The sequence below is a fragment of the Streptomyces sp. NPDC004629 genome, assembly GCF_042873595.1.
Taxonomy (GTDB): Bacteria; Actinomycetota; Actinomycetes; order Streptomycetales; family Streptomycetaceae; genus Streptomyces.
The window spans coordinates 49,587-66,862 of sequence record NZ_JBIALO010000036.1 but is presented as its reverse complement, the minus strand read 5'-3'; the positions used below and the strand labels follow the sequence as shown (position 1 = coordinate 66,862).

The 17,276-nt window shown below is 70.9% G+C and carries 21 protein-coding genes and 1 pseudogene; 14 read left to right on the top strand and 8 right to left on the bottom strand.

The genetic code is table 11. The features are described from left to right. Positions 1-280 precede the first annotated feature (280 nt). From ACFYTE_RS36275 to ACFYTE_RS36265, 3 genes are all read left to right on the top strand, one after another. The gene (locus ACFYTE_RS36275) at positions 281-481 is read left to right on the top strand and encodes a hypothetical protein (protein ID WP_388719878.1); all 201 of its coding nucleotides are present in this window, start codon (positions 281-283) and stop codon (positions 479-481) included. Further along, positions 475-2,001 (top strand): hypothetical protein, encoded by a 1,527-nt coding sequence (locus tag ACFYTE_RS36270; RefSeq protein WP_388719875.1) that lies wholly within the window; start codon positions 475-477, stop codon positions 1,999-2,001. The genes ACFYTE_RS36275 and ACFYTE_RS36270 overlap by 7 nt, the downstream gene beginning before the upstream one ends. A 781-nt stretch (positions 2,002-2,782) precedes the next feature. Further along, positions 2,783-3,676: a glycosyltransferase family 2 protein gene (locus ACFYTE_RS36265; protein WP_388719872.1), complete on the top strand. Its 894-nt coding sequence runs from the start codon at positions 2,783-2,785 to the stop codon at positions 3,674-3,676. A 316-nt stretch (positions 3,677-3,992) separates the two neighbouring features. On the opposite strand, the gene ACFYTE_RS36260 is transcribed toward ACFYTE_RS36265, so the two are convergent. The 3 genes and pseudogenes from ACFYTE_RS36260 to ACFYTE_RS36250 all read right to left on the bottom strand — a co-directional run. After that, positions 3,993-5,675, bottom strand: coding sequence for a bifunctional 3'-5' exonuclease/DNA polymerase (locus ACFYTE_RS36260; protein WP_388719869.1), 1,683 nt, complete (start codon positions 5,673-5,675; stop codon positions 3,993-3,995). A 140-nt stretch (positions 5,676-5,815) separates the two neighbouring features. Continuing rightward, positions 5,816-6,055: a Clp protease N-terminal domain-containing protein gene (locus ACFYTE_RS36255; protein ID WP_388719935.1), complete on the bottom strand. Its 240-nt coding sequence runs from the start codon at positions 6,053-6,055 to the stop codon at positions 5,816-5,818. Between the two features lie 39 nt (positions 6,056-6,094). Then, positions 6,095-6,355: pseudogene (locus ACFYTE_RS36250) on the bottom strand (Clp protease N-terminal domain-containing protein); the annotation flags it as partial. 656 nt (positions 6,356-7,011) lie between these two features. Here ACFYTE_RS36250 and ACFYTE_RS36245 point away from each other — a divergent pair. Beyond that, a complete protein-coding gene (locus tag ACFYTE_RS36245; protein WP_388719866.1) occupies positions 7,012-8,151 on the top strand; it encodes a DUF2786 domain-containing protein in 1,140 nt (379 codons plus the stop codon). A 191-nt stretch (positions 8,152-8,342) separates the two neighbouring features. Here the strand turns inward: ACFYTE_RS36245 and ACFYTE_RS36240 are convergent, their stop codons facing one another. From ACFYTE_RS36240 to rpmB, 4 genes are all read right to left on the bottom strand, one after another. Further along, positions 8,343-8,855: a DUF4232 domain-containing protein gene (locus tag ACFYTE_RS36240; protein ID WP_388719863.1), complete on the bottom strand. Its 513-nt coding sequence runs from the start codon at positions 8,853-8,855 to the stop codon at positions 8,343-8,345. 90 nt (positions 8,856-8,945) lie between these two features. Then, positions 8,946-9,452: a hypothetical protein gene (locus ACFYTE_RS36235; RefSeq protein ID WP_388719860.1), complete on the bottom strand. Its 507-nt coding sequence runs from the start codon at positions 9,450-9,452 to the stop codon at positions 8,946-8,948. A 56-nt stretch (positions 9,453-9,508) separates the two neighbouring features. Then, the gene (gene rpsN / locus ACFYTE_RS36230; RefSeq protein WP_388719857.1) at positions 9,509-9,814 is read right to left on the bottom strand and encodes a 30S ribosomal protein S14; all 306 of its coding nucleotides are present in this window, start codon (positions 9,812-9,814) and stop codon (positions 9,509-9,511) included. Positions 9,815-9,832: 18 nt separating this feature from the next. Beyond that, complete coding sequence (rpmB, locus tag ACFYTE_RS36225; RefSeq protein WP_388719855.1) at positions 9,833-10,069, bottom strand: 50S ribosomal protein L28; 237 nt, start codon at positions 10,067-10,069, stop codon at positions 9,833-9,835. A 62-nt stretch (positions 10,070-10,131) separates the two neighbouring features. Between rpmB and rpmG the strand changes: the two genes are divergently transcribed. The 8 genes from rpmG (at position 10,132) to ACFYTE_RS36185 (ending at position 13,823) form a co-directional block, all read left to right on the top strand. Further along, positions 10,132-10,296, top strand: coding sequence for a 50S ribosomal protein L33 (rpmG, locus tag ACFYTE_RS36220; protein WP_388719853.1), 165 nt, complete (start codon positions 10,132-10,134; stop codon positions 10,294-10,296). Positions 10,297-10,305: 9 nt separating this feature from the next. Further along, entirely contained in the window at positions 10,306-10,560 is a 255-nt protein-coding gene (locus tag ACFYTE_RS36215) for a type B 50S ribosomal protein L31 (RefSeq protein ID WP_388719850.1), read from the top strand. Next, positions 10,557-11,828: a CobW family GTP-binding protein gene (locus ACFYTE_RS36210; RefSeq protein WP_388719847.1), complete on the top strand. Its 1,272-nt coding sequence runs from the start codon at positions 10,557-10,559 to the stop codon at positions 11,826-11,828. Before ACFYTE_RS36215 ends, ACFYTE_RS36210 begins: the two co-directional genes overlap by 4 nt. A gap of 6 nt (positions 11,829-11,834) precedes the next feature. Beyond that, positions 11,835-12,068 (top strand): 30S ribosomal protein S18, encoded by a 234-nt coding sequence (rpsR, locus tag ACFYTE_RS36205; protein ID WP_388719844.1) that lies wholly within the window; start codon positions 11,835-11,837, stop codon positions 12,066-12,068. Positions 12,069-12,162: 94 nt separating this feature from the next. After that, complete coding sequence (locus ACFYTE_RS36200) at positions 12,163-12,534, top strand: VOC family protein (RefSeq protein ID WP_388719841.1); 372 nt, start codon at positions 12,163-12,165, stop codon at positions 12,532-12,534. Positions 12,535-12,571: 37 nt separating this feature from the next. After that, entirely contained in the window at positions 12,572-12,925 is a 354-nt protein-coding gene (locus tag ACFYTE_RS36195) for an ArsR/SmtB family transcription factor (protein ID WP_388719838.1), read from the top strand. Further along, complete coding sequence (locus ACFYTE_RS36190) at positions 12,922-13,407, top strand: SRPBCC domain-containing protein (RefSeq protein WP_388719835.1); 486 nt, start codon at positions 12,922-12,924, stop codon at positions 13,405-13,407. The genes ACFYTE_RS36195 and ACFYTE_RS36190 overlap by 4 nt, the downstream gene beginning before the upstream one ends. A gap of 197 nt (positions 13,408-13,604) precedes the next feature. Continuing rightward, a complete protein-coding gene (locus ACFYTE_RS36185) occupies positions 13,605-13,823 on the top strand; it encodes a DUF397 domain-containing protein (RefSeq protein ID WP_388719932.1) in 219 nt (72 codons plus the stop codon). A gap of 90 nt (positions 13,824-13,913) precedes the next feature. On the opposite strand, the gene ACFYTE_RS36180 is transcribed toward ACFYTE_RS36185, so the two are convergent. Next, entirely contained in the window at positions 13,914-14,384 is a 471-nt protein-coding gene (locus ACFYTE_RS36180) for an ATP-binding protein (RefSeq protein WP_388719832.1), read from the bottom strand. Between the two features lie 365 nt (positions 14,385-14,749). Between ACFYTE_RS36180 and ACFYTE_RS36175 the strand changes: the two genes are divergently transcribed. Both ACFYTE_RS36175 and ACFYTE_RS36170 read left to right on the top strand, forming a co-directional pair. Further along, entirely contained in the window at positions 14,750-15,574 is an 825-nt protein-coding gene (locus ACFYTE_RS36175; protein WP_388719929.1) for a helix-turn-helix domain-containing protein, read from the top strand. Positions 15,575-15,762: 188 nt separating this feature from the next. Continuing rightward, entirely contained in the window at positions 15,763-17,223 is a 1,461-nt protein-coding gene (locus ACFYTE_RS36170; protein WP_388719829.1) for an aldehyde dehydrogenase family protein, read from the top strand. The last annotated feature ends 53 nt before the right edge of the window (positions 17,224-17,276 follow it).

Here is a 17,276-nt window from a genome sequence, read left to right as displayed (position 1 = left end):
GCCGGGTCCCAGCGCCCTGACCGTCTGGCCAGCGACGACACCCTGTGTGCGGGCCAGCGACGGCCCTTCACCCCACCTGGGGTGACGGCGTGGCGACCATCATCCGCGCCCCCCTCTACAGCGTCACCGTCCGGATCTGCTGCGGCACCACCGCGCAGGACAGCACATGACGCTCGCTCGCAATGGCGACCACTTCACCGTCGCCTACGACCCCCACTTGGCACCCCTCGACGCCACCTCCATGCCCACCCGCGTGCGCTAGCGCATAGAGGGCTACACCGTGACCGAGACCATCCTCGAAGACGACGACCCGCACCTGACTGCCGTCTACCGGGTCCGCTCCAAGCTGCACCTGAACATCGAGCACGCCAAGGGGCCGCTCGTTTGTCCTTCTCACCGGCCTGGGAACGCGAGGGATGCGGTGGAGGCTGCTGGCGGCCCCCAATACAGTGAAGACGTGACAGGGTGTGGCTCATGGTGATGATGCCGCCTGAGGACGCTGTCGACTACCTCTTCGAAGTGTCGGATGCCGTGGACGTACCCGTTGTGGTGCGCAGTACTGGTGAGCTCCGGCGTCCCCCTGAGGCGCAGTGGAAGAGCGCCGTGGACCCGTGGCCCGCTGTGGGCCAGCTGCCCGGCGACGGCTTCTACTTGGTGACGACCGCGTGGCGGCAGATCCTGCAGGCGGCCACGGGCGTCGGGCGGGATCTGGCGCCGTGGCTTCGGAAGACGCCCTGGCTGGCGGTGAACGAATTCATCGCGCGGGTGGCACCGTTGCAGGCCTACCTGTACATGAAGGATGTGTCGGGGCCGGATTACGCGGCCGGGCGTCGTCTGTTCGTCAGCGCCGTCTATCAGCACGGGACCGAGCGCAGCGCTCACTCGGCGTTCGGCTACCACCTGGGGATGACCATGGCGCAGTGGGCGTGTGTCGGCATGTCTGGTCTGGGAAGTACGCGGCACATCGAGGCCGGCGGCCCCAACGGGAACCAGGGGTCCCTGGACGCGAGTCTCCGGCTGCCCGATCTATGGGGCACGCATCCGAGTCCGCGGCTTCCCTGGCTCGTCGAAGCCAAAGCCGGCCGCCACCTCGGCGAGGGGCGTCTGAAGGACGGCAAGGTGCAGCTGAACGGCGGCAGTGACCTCATGACCGTCCCCCACCGGCAGGTACTGTGCGGCACCTCCTTGCCAGACCGGAAGAGGTGGGAGGACGACTACCTGTTCATGACGATAGACACCACGTCGATCACACCGCCGCCTCCTGATGGCGGCAGCGTGCTCCCGCCGCTCGGACCGCCGCCGGACGGGGCTGAGGACCACATTGCGGAAGATGTGGAGGCGCTGCTGGCAGTGGCCCGGTCACAGTTGATGGCCTACCAGGCAATCGCCTTCGGAGCAGTGGAAGATCTCCGCCTCATACCCGTCAGCAAGGCGCGTTCCGCGCGGTTGCGACATCGCACGGGATCCCTGACTCCCGTGGAGCATGACGAGCCAATCCGGCAGATTCGATACCGACTGCGCTCCGAATCCGTGACCGGCGAGGCCGCGTTGCGATCACACGAGGACGCCAGCGACTTTATCGCCGCCCGTCTTCCTGGGACTGGCCTCCACCTAGGCATGTCCCGACGGCTTTTCGCCGCGTGCGCCGCCCTGCACCAGGCGCAGACCGAGATGCCAGTGAGTGAGTCCCTGTTCCTGCCCGACCTTGTCAGGCCGCGTCACGGTGTCGACGACGAGGAGCGCGAGGTGTACAGCCGAGCCACCCGCCGTGCCTACTACGAGCAGGAGGCAGAGCGCGGCCACCGCCTGCGCGTAGATGTCCGCCGCGGCTTTGCGCAGGCTGATGCACAGTCCTGGAGCGATCTGCTGTTGGGGCGTCAGGTTGAGGTGTCCCTGGAGGACTCGGAGGAGAGCGGGCTCCTGGAGGGAGTGACTGCCGAAACGTACCTCGCGATCGAACACAGCGAGCCGGTGCTGGCCAGTGCCCGCGAGCGTCGGTAGGCGCAAACACCTACTGTGTGGCGGGCGCGCGATCGCGAAGAAAGCCCGTTCGATCCCGGGGGCTTCATGGGACGCGATCGGGATGACGAGTGGAGCCAATCACGGGGTGGCATACGATTGGCTGCGGGATTTTCGCAGTCTGTGAGAAGGTGACAACCCCGGTGCTCCGGCTCTTTGCCACCCGAGGTGCCCTTCTCGGTGGCCAGCTGGTGGCCGGACGCCTTCGGACGACGTAATACGAGGTAGCACAGACCAACCAGCCGGACGTGTTCTGATCAGGCAAGACGTCACCCAGAAGCACGACCCGGCACCATGCAACACGAACGCTCACGGTCTCGTAATGCGTAGGTCTCGGGTTCGAATCCCGAAAGCGGCTCCACCGAAACCCAGCTCAGATCCAGCCTGAGCTGGGTTTTTTCGTTCAGCGGATGTGGTGGCGGTGCTTGGTGCGGGGCGCGGCTGTCGACGGTCTCAGTTCTGCCCCCGCGTTCGTTCCGGCTTCCGCCAAGAGTTCCCTCCGCCGTTTCGACCGCCAGGAGTACGGCGATCAGCGCCTGGTAGGCGGAGCCGGTCGGCAGGGTCAAGCAGGCCGAAGGGCACGCTTCTTGCCGGGGGGGTCGGGAGGCCCGGTGGGGAAAATGGGGGTCAAAGAGGGAGTAAAGGGGCGAGAAAGTGAAGCGGAGTCCGGGGTATCAGCGGATCTGAGGGAACATCTTGGTGAACGGTGGGCAGCCGCGCGGCCGGGCGCGGCTGCCGCCGACGGTCGGATGGGGTGAGGGACGTGGTGCAGCCGAGGATCGCCGTCGCCGTGGTGACCATGGGCAACCGGCCCGCCGAGGTCGACGCCCTGCTGGAGTCCGTGGCCAAGCAGGACCTCGCCCCCGACCGGATCGTGATCGTCGGAAACGGCTGCCGGCTGCCCGAGTTCGCCCGGCGGCTGTCGCTGCCCGGCGAGGTCACCACCATCGACGTCGAGGAGAACCTCGGCTGTCCCGGCGGCCGCAACGTCGCCCTCGCCCGACTGCGGGAGTTCGGCGACGTCGACGTGGTCGTCGAACTGGACGACGACGGGTTGCTCGTCGACTCCGACGTGCTGCGGCGCGTACGCGATCTGTACGCCGCCGACGCCCGGCTGGGCATCGTCGGCTTCCGTATCGCCGACGAGACGGGACAGACCCAGCAGCGGCACGTGCCCCGGGTCGGCAACTCCGATCCGATGCGCGGCGGTTACGTCACCGGTTTCCTCGGCGGCGGGCACGCGCTGAGCATGGCCATGCTGGCCGAGACCGGGGACTGGCCCGCCGAGTTCTTCTTCGCGCACGAGGAGACGGACCTCGCGTGGCGGGCGGCCGACGCCGGCTGGAAGATCCTCTACGCGCCCGAACTGCTGCTGCGGCACCCCAGGACCTCGCCGGCCCGGCACGCCATCTACTACCGGGTGACCGCCCGAAACCGCGTCTGGCTGGTCCGGCGCCGGCTGCCCCTCGCCCTGATCCCGGCCCACCTCGGGGTGTGGACGCTCCTCACGCTCCTCCGCACCCGGTCGACCGGCGGGCTGCGGGCCTGGTGCGGCGGCTTCGTGGAGGGGCTGCGGCTGCCGCCCGGCGAGCGTCGCCCCATGCGGTGGCGGACGGTATGGCAACTGACCCGCCTCGGCCGCCCGCCCGTCATCTGACCCGGCCCCGGCCGTCCGTAACGTCATCTGACCCGGCTCGGCCGTCAGCCTGTCGCCTGGTGCGGTTTCGGCCGTTCGTCCGCCCGTCGTGTGCCGCTGCTTCAGCCGCCAGTCCGTCGTCCGACTCGGCCTCGGCCGCCTGACCGTCCTCTGATACGGCTCGCCCGCCAGCCCGCCAGCCCGCCAGCCCGCCAGCCCGCCAGCCCGCCTGACATGGCCTCAGCCGCGCGTCGTCCGACACAGCATCAGCCGCCGTCGGCCGGGCGGCTCCGTTCGAGCCGCGGTGGCCGCCCGGAGGGCCCGGTGGGGGCGGCGGTCACTTGGCGTCCGCGTAGCACTCCACCACGGCCGTCGTGAACGGAAACCGCACCGGTGTGTCGCCGAATGTCAGCCGCCCCGCCAGGTCTGCCGCCTGCGCGATCGCCGCGACGACGGCGTCGGCCTCCTCCTTCGGGCAGTGCACGATCACCTCGTCATGCTGGAAGAACACCAGTTCGGCCGCCATGTCCGCGCACGTCCTGCGCAGCGCCGCGAGCAGCAGCAGGGCCCAGTCGGCCGCGCTGCCCTGGACGACGAAGTTACGGGCGAAGCGGCCTCGGGCGCGGGCGTTGGTCGAGGCGTACCCCGGCTGCCAGCCCTCGGCGGGCGGCTGGCCCGGCTCCTCCTGGGGGAGGCCGGCCTCCTCGGCGGCACCGGCCCCGGCCGCCGGCGGGCAGGTCCGTCCCAGCCAGGTCCGCACCAGCCGGCCCTCCTCGCCGGCCCGGGCCGCCTCGTCCACGTACGCCACCGCCTGCGGGAAGCGGCGTCTGAGCGCGGCGAGGTTCTTCAGGCCGTCGCCGGAGGTCTGGCCGTAGACCGCGCCGAGCACGGCGAGCTTGGCCTGGGCGCGGTCGCCGGAGAAGGCGTGGTCGGAGACCGACTGGTACAGGTCGGTCGCGCGTCCGGCCACCTCCATCAGACCGGGGTCGCGGGAGATCGCCGCGAGCACGCGCGGTTCCATCTGGTCGGCGTCGGCCACGACGAGCCGCCAGCCGGGTTCGGCGACCACGGCCCGCCGGATCACCTTGGGGATCTGCAGCGCGCCCCCGCCGTTGGTCACCCAGCGCCCGGTGACCGTCCCGCCGGCGAGGAACTCGGGCCGGAACCGGCCCTCCCGCACCCAGTCCTGCAACCAGGTCCAGCCGTGCGCCACCCAGACGCGGTACAGCTTCTTGTACTCCAGCAGCGGTCCGACCGCCGGGTGGTCGACGGACTCGATCTCCCAGCGACGGGTGGACTTCACCTTGATCCCGGCCTGCGCGAAGGCCTTGATCACATCCGCCGGCAGATCGGGCCGCACCCGTCGGCCGAACGCCGCCGACACCTCGTCCGCCAGCTCGGCCAGCCGGCGCGGTTCGCCCCCGCCCGCGTACCGCTCGCCGAGCAGGCCGTCCAGCACCTCGCGGTGCACGTCCGCGCGCCAGGGCAGGCCCGCGCGGTTCATCTCGGCGGCCACCAGCATCCCCGCCGACTCGGCCGCCGTCAGCAGCCGCATCCGGTCGGGATGGGCCGCCCTGGCGTGCCGCCGCTGCTGCTCGGCGTAGACCGCGATCAGGTCGTCGAGCGGCAGACGGGTGCCCTGCGGCTCGAACAGCGGTGACTGCGCGCCGGGTTCGGCCGGGCGCAGCGGCGGATCGGGCGGTACGGGGCCGCCGCGCAGCCGGGCCAGGGCGGCGGCGGCCGAGCGTGGCTCGCCGTACCGCCCCTCGTGGCCCAGCAGGAGTATCTCGGCGTCCTCGACGTCGTAGCACCTGTCCACTCGCACCCCCGTGGCAAGCAGACGCGGGTAGACCTCGGAGGTCGACCGCCACACCCAGCGCGTCACCTCAGGCCGGTCCCGTACCGCCCCGGCGAGATCGGGCTCCCGCCGCACCGGACCGGCGGGCAGCCCGTCCGGACCGAGGGGGGCGATGTCCACGCCACCGTCCTCGGCCGGAGCGAGCGCCCACCGGTCGGTCATGTCCGCGAGTGTGGCAGGCGGGTCTGACAATCGGCCCTGACCTGCGATTTCAGCCCGTGGCGCGTGTTCTTGTGCCTCCGCCCGCGAGCCGCGTTCCTCGTGCCTCAGTCCGCCGGTTCCTCAGGCGCGTTCCTCGTGCCTCAGTCGCTCTGTTCGTCCTGCTCCTTGTGACGCTGGACGATTTCCTCCAGCGTCTCGGCGACGTACCGCTCCGTCGCCGGCTTGTCGATGCCGAGGCCGCTGAGCACACCCTCGCCGTTCTCGTGCTCCAGCAGGGCCAGCAGGATGTGCTCGGTGCCGATGTAGTTGTGGCCGAGCCGCAGGGCCTCGCGGAAGGTGAGTTCCAGGACCTTCTTGGCGTTCGAGCCGTAGGGGACCAGATCCGGCGCGTCCTCGGCGGCGGGCGGCAGCGCCGCGGTGGCCGCCTCGCGGGCCGCCTCAAGCGACACGCCCTGTGCGGTGATCGCCTTCGCGGCCATGGCCTCCGGCTCGGAGAGCAGCCCGAGGACGAGGTGTTCGGGCACGCCCTCGGCGTTGCCGGACTCCTTGGCCTTGGCGTGCGCGGAGATCACCACGTTCCGGGCGCGCGGGGTGTAGCGGCTGAACCCCTGGTTGGGGTCGAGGTCGATCGACTCCTTCGGTACGAAGCGCTTCTGGGCCGCCTGCCGGGTGACCCCCATGCTCTTGCCGATCTCGGTCCAGGACGCGCCCGAGCGCCGCGCCTGGTCCACGAAGTGCCCGATCAGGTGGTCGGCCACGTCGCCCAGGTGGTCGGCGGCGATCACCGCGTCCTGGAGCTGGTCGAGGGGTTCGGTGTGGACCTTCTTGATGGCGTCGATGAGGTCGTCGAGACGGATGGTCCCGCCGACTCCGCGATTGGTCGTCATGTGTCAACCTTAGGTTGACAGCCCCTAAGGTGTCAACCTGAAGTTGACACCTCGGTGGCGCCCCATGGGGACACCGCGAGCCGCACCGCCGGCTCTGCGAACACCGTCGGCTGAAGACGCGGACGCGCCCGAGGCGTGGCCGCGCGTTCCGGCGGAGGCGAGCGAAAATCGCGGACCGGGGCCGCCCGCACCGGCGCCGTCAGGTCCGCGCCCCCGCCCGGGTCCGCGCCCCGAGCCCCCGCCCGGGTCCGCGCCCCGCCCCCGCCCGGGTCCGCGCCCCGAGCCCCCTCCCGGATCGGTGCTCAGAGCCCGCGCCAGGATCGGCGTCCAGAGCCCGCGTCAGGATCGGCGTCCAGGCTCCCCGCTCCGACCGGCGCCCCGGGCGGGGAGTTGTCCACAGGGTGTGGACGGCGCGGGCCGCTGTCGGTGGTGCGTGGCACGATCGACGAGTGAGCAGCAAGACGACCAGCACCGTGGAGCGGGCCTTCCGGGCCGCCCTCTACAACGGCACCGATTCCGGCCTCGACACGGGTGCGTCCCTCCTCGCGGCCGACCTCGCCGCGGACGCCGAACTCGCCCGGCGCGGCGAGGAGTTCGTGGCGGCGTGCTGGCGGCGCGGCTGGCAGCCCGCCGATGTCGTCCGGATGGTGCGGCGCGAACTGGAGGACGTGCACGTCGGGCCGGCGGCGGCGCTGATCCGCGCGCAGGCGGCGGCCGACCGGCCCCGCGGCCCGCGCTGGGCGGCGCAGCTCGCCGACCTTCCGGCCGCTCCCGCGCGCGGGACGGACCGCTTCTCGCACGCGGTCGCCGTCCTGGAGCTGTACCGGCTGCTGCTGCGGCTGCCCGCCCTGGAAACGCTGGCCGATCCCCCGAGCGCTCGGCCGGGCCCGGGCGGGCAAGGGCCGGACCGGGGGCGTCCGGCCGCCCGCATGCTCGGCCGGATCCGTGCGCTGCTCGCCAAGGCGGAGGCGACCGGGTTTCCGGAGGAGGCGGAGGCGCTGAGCGCCAAGGCGCAGGAGCTGATGGCCCGGCACAGCATCGATGAGGCGCTGCTGGCCGTCGAGGCGCCCGCTCCGGATGCGCCCGGCGCCTGGCGGATCGGGGTCGAGCCGCCCTACGAGCAGGCCAAGGCGGTGCTGCTGGACGCGGTCGCCACCGCGAACCACTGCCGCGCGGTGTGGCACGAGCCGTTCGGCTTCTCCACGGTCGTCGGTTTCGCGGCGGACCTGGAGGCGGTCGAGCTGCTCTACACCTCGCTCCTGGTGCAGGCCACGCACGCGATGACGAAGGCGGAGGCGGCGCAGCGGGCGGGCGGACGCAAGCGGACCAAGACCTTCCGGCAGGCGTTCCTCGCGGCCTACGCGCACCGCGTCGGCGATCGCCTCACGGCTGCCGCCGAGACCCAGGCCGGCCCCGAACTGCTCCCGGTCCTGGCCACCCGGGAGGTCGCGGTGAGCGAACACATGGAGCGCATGTTCCCGCACACGACCTCGACCCGGCTGCGTGGGGTGGGTGACGCGGTGGGTTGGGTGGAGGGTGCTCGTGCGGCGGACCGGGCTCGGGTGGTGTCTCGTCGTGAGGTGGAGTGAGCGTGGGCCCAGGGGGTGCGGGTGTGGTCTGGGTTCGGTCGCTGGATTGCTGGGTGGCGTCTCATGCCGTACGAGTGGGGTCGGTGACGCGGCCGGCTGAGTGGAGGGTGCCCGTGCGGCGGACCGGGCTCGGGTCGCGCCCCGCCGTTGGGTGGAGTGAGCGTGGGTCCGGAGGTGCGGTGTGTCCGGGCTCAGTCGCCGGACTGCTGGAAGGCGCCCACGGAGGCGTCCGGGGTGTCCTGGCCGGCCTTGCCCGCGACGGGTCCGTACGTCCACGGGAAGCTCTTGACGTCCTTGGAGCCCGGCAGGCTGATCTCCACCGTCTTCGCCGCCACACTGGTCCCGTCGCCCGCCGCACCGCGCACATAGCTGATCGTGAAGGACGCGGAGTCGCCCTTGGCGAGCTTCAGCTTCTGCGCCTTCGCGTCCTTCAGGGCGGGGACGGCGACCCGGGTGCCGCCGGCGTCCAGGGCGACGCCGGCGAAGTCGTCCAGGGTGCACGGCGCGCTCTGGTTGGTGATGCTGACGGGCACCTCACCCGTGTCACCGGCGGCCGGGGCCACGCTCGCCGACCCGATCTGCACGGAGACCCCGCCGACGGCGCAGGCCGAGCCGCCCTTGCCGTTCGTGCCGCCGCCGTCGTCGCAGGCGGTCAGGGCGAGGGCGGTGGCGAGGACGGTGACGGTGAGCGGAATGGCGCGCATATGTGGGGTCCCTGTCGAGGTCGTGACGGTGTACCCAGCATCATCATGCCTGGCGCCCGCACGCGATCGCGCGCCCCCTCGTCCTCCGGGTCAGGAACCGAGGTTCGCCGTGGGCAGCCCCGTCGGCAGCTTGCCGCCCTCGGCCTTGGCGTAGGTCTCCTGGCCCAGCTTGCCTGACCAGGTCACCTTCAGGGTGTCCCCGTTCACGGAGTCGACCATCCCGGACTTCCGGTCGACGCTGCCGTCCGTACAGGTCAGATGGATCATCTGCATGCCCGACTCCTGGCCGGCGGTCCCGCTGCACACGGCACCGCCGGTCGCGAAGAGCCCGGCCCGCTCGCCGGTGATCACCAGGGCCACGGCCTTGCCGCCGGACGTGGTGAGCCAGCTGCCCTGGAGGGGGCCGGACGAGGCCGTGGCACCGCCGGTGCCCGAGGTGGACGAAGGGGCCGAGGGGGCCGAGGGGGCCGCGGACGCGCTCGGACGCGGTGAGGCGTCGTCCTTGGAGTCGCCGTCACCGCACGCGGTCAGCGCGAGCGCGCCCGTCAGCCCCGCGGCCGTGGCCGCGATCCGCACCGTCCTAGTCGCCGAAGTCACTGGAAGCTCCCAAGCTGTAGCCGGCCTGTCGCACGACCGCAGCAAGCTACCAGGACTTACCAGGAGGACTTCCGTACGCCGGGCAGGTGTCCGCGGTGCGCCAGCTCGCGCAGGTTGATCCGGGACAGGCCGAAGGGGCGGAGGTAGCCGCGCGGACGGCCGTCCACCTGGTCACGGTTGCGCACGCGCGTGGCGCTGGCGTCGCGCGGCTGCCCGCGCAGTTCCCGCTGCGCGGCGAGCCGCTGCTCCTCGGTGGTGGACGGCCGCCGGATGATCTCCTTCAGCTCGGCGCGGCGGGCGGCGTACCGGGCGACGGTCCGCCGCCGTTCCTCGTTCTTCGCGATCTTGCTCTTCTTCGCCATGGCGTTCTCCCGTCTTCCTCAGACCTTCACTCCGCGCGCGCGGATGCGCGCCACGGCCGCCTCGACGCCGATCGCGTCGACCGTCTTGATCGCCTTTGTGCTCAGCCGCAGCCGTACGTAGCGGCCCTCGGCCGGCAGCCAGTAGCGCTTGGTCTGGATGTTGGGGTCGAAGCGGCGGGACGTGCGCCGGTGGGAGTGGGAGATGCGGTTGCCGAAGCCGGGCTGTGCGCCGGTCAGCATGCAGTGGGCGGACATGGGTGATGTACCTCTCCTCGACTACTACTGTTAATGGAATTCATTTTCAGTAACATAGCAGCATGGCTCGCAATGAACTTCGTCCGGTCATCAAGCTCCGGTCCACCGGCGGGACCGGCTTCACCTACGTGACCCGCAAGAACCGCCGCAACGACCCGGACCGCATGACTCTGCGCAAGTACGACCCGGTCCTCGGCCGGCACGTCGACTTCCGAGAGGAGCGCTGAACCCCCGCCATGCGCAAGGAAATCCACCCGGCCTACGGTCCCGTGGTCTTCCGGGACCGGGCCGCGAACCACGCCTTCCTCACCCGGTCGACCATGACCAGCGAGAAGACCATCGAGTGGGAGGACGGCAACACCTACCCGGTGGTGGACGTCGAGATCTCGAACGTCAGCCACCCCTTCTACACGGGCACCGCCCGCGTTCTGGACACGGCGGGGCGCGTCGAGCGCTTCGAACGGCGGTACGGGAAACGGGGCGGAGCGTGAGCCTCTCGGTCGTGATCGTCGGCGGGCTGCACGCCGACGCCCGCAGGACGGCCGTGGCGCGGCTCCTCGCCGACGTGCCCGGCAGCGTCGTACTCCACCACGACCTGGAGACGGCCCCGGCCGGCACGGTGGTGCGCACGGTCCGCGACGCCGGCGGGCTGCTGGCCGTCGGCGAGGCGCCCCTCGTCAACGACTGCGCGTGCTGCGCGCTGCGCGAGGACCTGGTGCCCGAGCTGCGCCGGCTCGCACGGGACGGGCGGACCCGGCTCGCGGTCGTCGAGCTGTGGGACTCGGTCGAGCCCAAGGCGATGGCGGAGGTGGTCACCGGGGGCGGGCTCACCGTCACCGGCGTGATCACCGCCGTCGACCCGGCCCTGGTGCTGCCCTATCTCGGCAACGGCGACGACCTCGCCGAGCGCGGGCTCGCGGCGGCGGCCACCGACCAGCGCACGGTCGCCGACACCTTCGCCCGGCAACTGGAGTACGCCCCGGTGCTCGCCGTTGCCGTTTCCCCCGAGGCCGACGACGAGGACCGCGAACTGCTGTCGCAGCTCCACCCGACGGCCCGGCAGGTCCCGATCGCGGACAGCCGGTCGTTCGGCGGCGCCGCAGGGCACCCGGTCGAGCAGGTCGGCGCCGGTGAAGTCGGCGCACCCCGGGACCGGGACGGCACGGAGGCGGGGGACGCGGACGGGGTGAACGCGGTGGGCCCGGCGGACGGCCGTCCGCTCTCGGCGCTCGCGCGTGCTGCCCTCGCCGGATTCGACGTGGAGGCCGCCGCGGCGGCCCAGCACCCGGCCTGCGCCCTGCTGCCCGCGGAGGCCGACGCGCACGGTGTCGCCACCTTCGTCTGGCGCCGGCACCGGCCGTTCCACCCGGAGCGGCTGTACGCGGCGCTGGAGGACGTGACCTGCGCCGCCGCCCGCAGCCGGGGACGGTTCTGGCTCGCCGACCGTCCCGACACGTTGCTGCACTGGGACGCGGCGGGCGGGGCCCTGTGCGTGGAGAGCACGGGGCCCTGGCTGGCCGCACTGCCCGACGCCGCCTGGGACATGATCCCGCCGGTGCGCCGTGCCGCCGCCGCGCTGGACTGGCACCCGGAGCACGGCGACCGCTGCCAGCACCTCGTCTTCACCTCCCCCGGACTCGACCGCGACGGACTGGCGCGGCTGCTGGAGTCCTGCCTGCTGACCGACGCCGAGTACGCCGCCGGGCGCGACGCCTGGAAGCGGCTGCCGCCCGCCTTCGACACCCTCCTGGAGGTCTGAACCGCCGTGCCCCGCAAGAGTGAGCGCAAGCCCGTCAAGAACCGGCCCAACCCGCTGGAGCAGGCCGGGATCGAGTACATCGACTACAAGGACACCGATCTGCTGCGCAGGTTCATCTCGGACCGCGGCAAGATCCGCAGCCGGCGTGTCACGCACGTCACCGTGCAGCAGCAGCGGCTCCTGGCCCGTGCGATCAAGAACGCCCGGGAGATGGCCCTGCTGCCCTACTCCAGCCGCTGAGAGTGCCCCCGGGTGCTGTGAGGCGCCCCACACAAACAGGTAGGAGGTTCCCTACGTTTGACGCGTAGGGAACCTCCTACCTATGGTCGGGCGCATGACCATCACACACGCCTCGTTCGTCACACTCCCCGTCGCCGACCAGGCCCGTGCCCTGCGCTTCTATACCGATGTGCTCGGTTTCCGGGTCACCGCCGACCTCGACACGCCCCAGGGCCGATGGCTCCAGGTCGCCCCCGAGGGTGCACAGACCGTCTTCACGCTCTCCGGGCCGGGGATGGGCGATTTCGAACCCGGTTCGAGCCGGGGGATCATGTTGGTGACGACCGATGTCGACGCCGACTGCGCGCGGCTCGCCGAGGCGGGCACCGCCGTGCAGGGCCCGGACGAGTTCCCGTGGGGCCGGATGGCCTCCTTCCGGGACCCGGACGGCAACGGTCTGATGCTGCTCACGGAGGCTCGGCACTAGGACTTGTCCGGCCGATGTCCTAGGCGGGAAGGAACGCATGACGACGACCTGGGCCCACGAGGACGCCGAGGACCGCGTCTTCGCCGCGCTCGCCAACGCCACCCGGCGCGAGGTGTTGCGGCTCCTGCGCGACGGCGGGCCGCAGCCCGTCCAGGCCCTGGCCGATCACTTCGCGATGCGGCGCCCCAGCCTCTCGGAGCACCTCAAGGTGCTCCGGGCGGCCGGCCTCGTCTCCGAGCAGCGCTCCGGTCGGCAGCGCATCTACCGCCTGGAGGCGGCGCCGCTCGCCGAGTTGCAGGACTGGCTCCATCCGTACGAGCGGTTCTGGCGCGACCGTCTGAAAGGGCTCGGCGAACTGCTCGACCGCATGCCCGACGATGACCGCTCATGAGCACCCACCCCCCAGAAGGCGACGCAGGCGACGCGGGCGGCCTCACCACCATCCGCGTCGACCAGTTCCTCCCGCATCCGCCCGCCAAGGTCTGGCGTGCCCTCACCGAGCCCGACCTGCTCGCGCAGTGGCAGATGCCCGGCGCGGAGCAGTTCCGGCTCAAGGTCGGCCACCGGTACCGGATGACCTCGGTCCCGCGTCCCAACTCCCGCTTCTCCGGCGTCGTCGACGTGCAGGTTCTCGCCTACGACGCCGAGCGGACGCTGTCGGTCCGGTGGGCGGACGCCGATCCGGCCAATCCCGCGGACTGGACCATCACGTGGACACTGGAACAGGAAGGGCGCGGCACGCGTCTGTTCCTAGTGCACGAGGGATTCGATCCGGACGACCCCGCACAGATGATGGCGTGGAAGATCATGGACGGGGGTTGGCGTACGCATGTCATGCCAAGCCTGGGGCAGACGCTTGAAGGGCTTCGGTAAAAGGGTCGTCAAAGCTGTAACCGGAGGAACACCCCGCGTGCACGTGCATCTGCCCATGCATCTGCACATGGACAGGGTTATGATCCCGATCAGTTGACCACTGCATCAATGGCCACACCAGCCAGTGCACCAGCGGGGAGCAACCTGTGAACCTCGACGTTGACGGCGGGTACGGGGGGTACGACGTGTACAACGGCATGGCTGCCACGCAGCTGGCCGGCGTGGCCTGGCAGAAGAGCCGGTACAGCAACTCCCAGGGCTCCTGCGTGGAGTTCGCCCGGCTGCCCGGCGGAGACGTGGCCGTCCGCAACTCCCGCTACCCCGACGGACCCGCGCTCGTCTACACGCGCGCGGAGATCGAGGCGATGCTGCTCGGGATCAAGGACGGCGAGTTCGACCACCTGATAACGAGCTGACGCCGACGCCCCGGGCAGGCGTCGGCGCGCCACCCCACGAGGCCGGGGGGACGCGCGTAGAACGCCGGCGTCGGACGGTGCCGTGCCGCGTCAGACGCCCGGCGGGAGCCGGAACAGGGCCCAGACGACCTTGCCGCTGAGGGTGCCCGCGAGCGGGTGCCAGCCCCAGCTGTCGCTGAAGGAGTCGACGAGGAACAGCCCGCGCCCCGACTCCGCGACATGGTCCTCGGCGGCATGGGCGACCGGGGTCTCGTGGCTGGGGTCGCGCACCGCGCACACCAGCCGCTCGGCCCAGCGCATCAGGTGCAGCCGCACCGCCGCGGACGGGTCGACGCCGCCGTCGCCCGGCAGCGCGTGCCGCAGGGCGTTGGTGACGAGTTCCGAGACGACCAGGCATATGTCGTCGAAGCGGTCGCCGACGTCCCACAGGTCGAGGGTGCCGCGGGTGAACCGCCGGGCCTCGCGCACCGCCTCGTACCGGGCGGGCAGGGCGCAGGAGGCGGCGCTGGACACGGCCGCGGGGTCCAGTGGCGGAAGGCCCTGCCGTAACGGCTTGAGCATGGTCGATCCATTCGTCCCCATGCGAGGCACTCCCGGGAATTCGCGGTCGTTGCGATGCAGCGGTGGCGCGGGACCATGGTTTCGGATGCGCACAGCAGATGCAAGGGCAGATGCACGTGCACGAGGCCGAATTGCTCCCTCCCGTACCACTTCTTGGTCATTTTTTCCGCCAACCTCGCGCCCGTGGCTCGCCGGTTCCCTGCTCCTTCCTGGCTCCTTCCTGCGGGAGAACTTTGGCGTCTTTCCGTTTCCGTAACCGGACGAGTACTGCTCGAAGTGTTTTAGTGGCAGACTTCGGCCCTTGAAGACGGTTGGGGAGGCTGGCGAACGTGAGCGCGGGAGAGCCCGGATCGGTGGTGCGACGCATGCTGCTCGGCTCGCAACTCAGGCGACTGCGTGAGTCTCGCGGCATCACGCGCGAGGCCGCGGGTTACTCGATCCGTGCCTCGGAGTCGAAGATCAGCCGGATGGAGCTGGGCCGGGTGAGCTTCAAGACGCGGGACGTGGAAGACCTGTTGACGCTGTACGGCATCACGGACGAGGCGGAGCGCGAGTCGCTGCTCTCGCTCGCCCGGGAGGCGAACGTGGCCGGCTGGTGGCACAGCTACTCCGACGTACTGCCCAGTTGGTTCCCCACCTATGTGGGCCTGGAAGGCGCCGCCTCCCTCATCAGGGTGTACGAGGTGCAGTTCGTGCATGGTCTGCTGCAGACCGAGGAGTACGCCCGTGCGGTCGTGCGGCGCGGCATGAAGGGCGCGAGCGTCGCCGACGTGGAGCGGCGCGTCACGCTGCGCCTCGAACGGCAGAAGTACCTCGTCGCCGAGAACGCACCCGAGTTCCACATCGTCCTGGACGAGGCCGCCCTGCGCCGCCCCTACGGCGACCGGGAAGTGATGCGCGGCCAGCTCCAGCACCTGATCGAGATCTCCGAGCGGCCCAACGTGCGGTTGCAGATCATGCCGTTCGGCTTCGGCGGGCACTCCGGAGAGAGCGGCGCCTTCACCATCCTCAGCTTCCCCGAGTCCGATCTGTCCGATGTGGTCTACCTGGAGCAGCTCACCAGCGCGCTGTATCTGGACAAACGCGAGGACGTCGCCCAGTACGAGCACGCGCTGAAGGAGTTGCAGCAGGACAGCCCCGGTCCTGACGAGAGCCGTGATCTGCTGCGGGGGCTGCTCCAGCTGTCCTGATCGCGCCCCTGTCCGGCGGGGCGGATCCGCGCCCACGGACATTCGTATCCCCAGGTGACACCCCAACTCACCGCCGACACAAGTACGATGACGCCTGATCAGCGTGATGAGACCGTGAGCGTGATCAGCCGTGAAGTTGATCGGGTTTCTGGCTGGCTGCCTCGGCAGCAAGGGGATCGAGGGATCACATGTCGTCCTGCTTCACCGACCTGGCCCAGCAGTACATCGACGGTGAGTGGCGCCCGGGCACCGGTTCCTGGGACATCATCGACTTCAACCCGTACGACGGCGAGAAACTGGCCTCGATCACCATAGCCACCGTCGACGAGGTCGATCTGGCCTACCGGGCCGCGGCCCGCGCCCAGCGCGAGTGGGCCGAGACCAATCCCTACGCCCGCCGCCTCCTGTTCGAGCGGGTCCTGCGCCTGGTCGAGGAGCGGGAACAGCAGATCACCGACATGATCGTCGCGGAACTGGGCGGCACACTCCTGAAGGCCCGCTTCGAGATCCACCTCGCCAAGGAGTTCCTGCGCGAGGCGGCCCAGTTGGCGCTGCGCTGCGAGGGCAGGCTCCTGCCGTCCCCGAGCGACAGCAAGGAGAACCGGGTCTACCGCGTCCCGGTCGGCGTGATCGGTGTCATCAGCGCCTTCAACTTCCCCTTCCTGCTGTCGATCAAGCCGGTCGCCTCGGCGCTCGCCCTGGGCAACGCCGTCGTCCTCAAGCCCCACCAGGACACCCCGATCTGCGGCGGCACGCTGCTCGCCCGGCTCTTCGAGGACGCGGGACTGCCGGCCGGGCTGCTGAACGTGGTGCTCACCGACATCGCCGAGATCGGTGACGCCTTCATCGAGCACCCGGTCCCCAACGTGATCTCCTTCACCGGTTCCGAGAAGGTGGGCCGGCACGTCGCCACCGTCTGCGCCGGCCAGCTCAAGCGGACGGTGCTGGAACTCGCCGGCAACAGCGCCCTGGTGGTCCTCGACGACGCCGACCTCGACTACGCGGTCGACGCGGCCGTCTTCAGCCGGTACGTCGACCAGGGCCAGGTCTGCATGGCCGCCAACCGGGTCCTGGTGGACCGTTCGGTCGCGGACGAGTTCACCGAGAAGTTCGTGGCCAAGGTCAGGACGCTGAAGACGGGCGACCCGAGCGACCCGCAGACGGTCATCGGGCCGGTCATCAACTCCCTCCAGGCGAACGCCATCTCGGCCGCCATCGAGCAGGCCGAGGCCGAGGGTGCCACCGTCCTGGTGCGCGGCACGACGACCGACAACCTGGTCGAGCCCTCCGTCCTGACGGACGTACCGCCCCGCTCCCCGCTGTTGCGCAAGGAGATTTTCGGCCCGGTCGCCCTGCTCGTACCGTTCGACGGCGAGGAGGAGGCGGTCCGCATCGTCAACGACACCCCGTACGGGCTGAGCGGCGCGGTGCACACGGCCGACATCGAACGGGGCGTGGCGTTCGCCAAGCGGGTCGACACGGGGATGTTCCACGTCAACGACGGCACGGTCCACGACGAGCCGCTGGTGCCCTTCGGCGGCGAGAAGCACTCCGGGATCGGCCGCCTGAACGGCGAGACGACGCTGGCCGCGTTCACGACCCTGAAGTGGATCTCGGTACAGCACGGCCGAACTTCTTTCCCGTTCTAGCGGCCCCGGAGAACGGCGATTCCCGAAGGGGCGGGGGCTCCTCCGGGGGCACT

Coding starts and splice junctions, on each gene's coding strand:
- ACFYTE_RS36270 (WP_388719875.1), top strand. CDS start 475: ATGGTGATGATGCCGCCTGAGGACGCTGTCGACTACCTCTTCGAAGTG.
- ACFYTE_RS36260 (WP_388719869.1), bottom strand. CDS start 5,675: ATGACCGACCGGTGGGCGCTCGCTCCGGCCGAGGACGGTGGCGTGGAC.
- ACFYTE_RS36240 (WP_388719863.1), bottom strand. CDS start 8,855: ATGCGCGCCATTCCGCTCACCGTCACCGTCCTCGCCACCGCCCTCGCC.
- rpsN (WP_388719857.1), bottom strand. CDS start 9,814: ATGGCGAAGAAGAGCAAGATCGCGAAGAACGAGGAACGGCGGCGGACC.
- rpmB (WP_388719855.1), bottom strand. CDS start 10,069: ATGTCCGCCCACTGCATGCTGACCGGCGCACAGCCCGGCTTCGGCAAC.
- rpmG (WP_388719853.1), top strand. CDS start 10,132: ATGGCTCGCAATGAACTTCGTCCGGTCATCAAGCTCCGGTCCACCGGC.
- ACFYTE_RS36215 (WP_388719850.1), top strand. CDS start 10,306: ATGCGCAAGGAAATCCACCCGGCCTACGGTCCCGTGGTCTTCCGGGAC.
- ACFYTE_RS36200 (WP_388719841.1), top strand. CDS start 12,163: ATGACCATCACACACGCCTCGTTCGTCACACTCCCCGTCGCCGACCAG.
- ACFYTE_RS36195 (WP_388719838.1), top strand. CDS start 12,572: ATGACGACGACCTGGGCCCACGAGGACGCCGAGGACCGCGTCTTCGCC.
- ACFYTE_RS36190 (WP_388719835.1), top strand. CDS start 12,922: ATGAGCACCCACCCCCCAGAAGGCGACGCAGGCGACGCGGGCGGCCTC.
- ACFYTE_RS36185 (WP_388719932.1), top strand. CDS start 13,605: ATGGCTGCCACGCAGCTGGCCGGCGTGGCCTGGCAGAAGAGCCGGTAC.
- ACFYTE_RS36180 (WP_388719832.1), bottom strand. CDS start 14,384: ATGCTCAAGCCGTTACGGCAGGGCCTTCCGCCACTGGACCCCGCGGCC.
- ACFYTE_RS36175 (WP_388719929.1), top strand. CDS start 14,750: ATGCTGCTCGGCTCGCAACTCAGGCGACTGCGTGAGTCTCGCGGCATC.
- ACFYTE_RS36170 (WP_388719829.1), top strand. CDS start 15,763: ATGTCGTCCTGCTTCACCGACCTGGCCCAGCAGTACATCGACGGTGAG.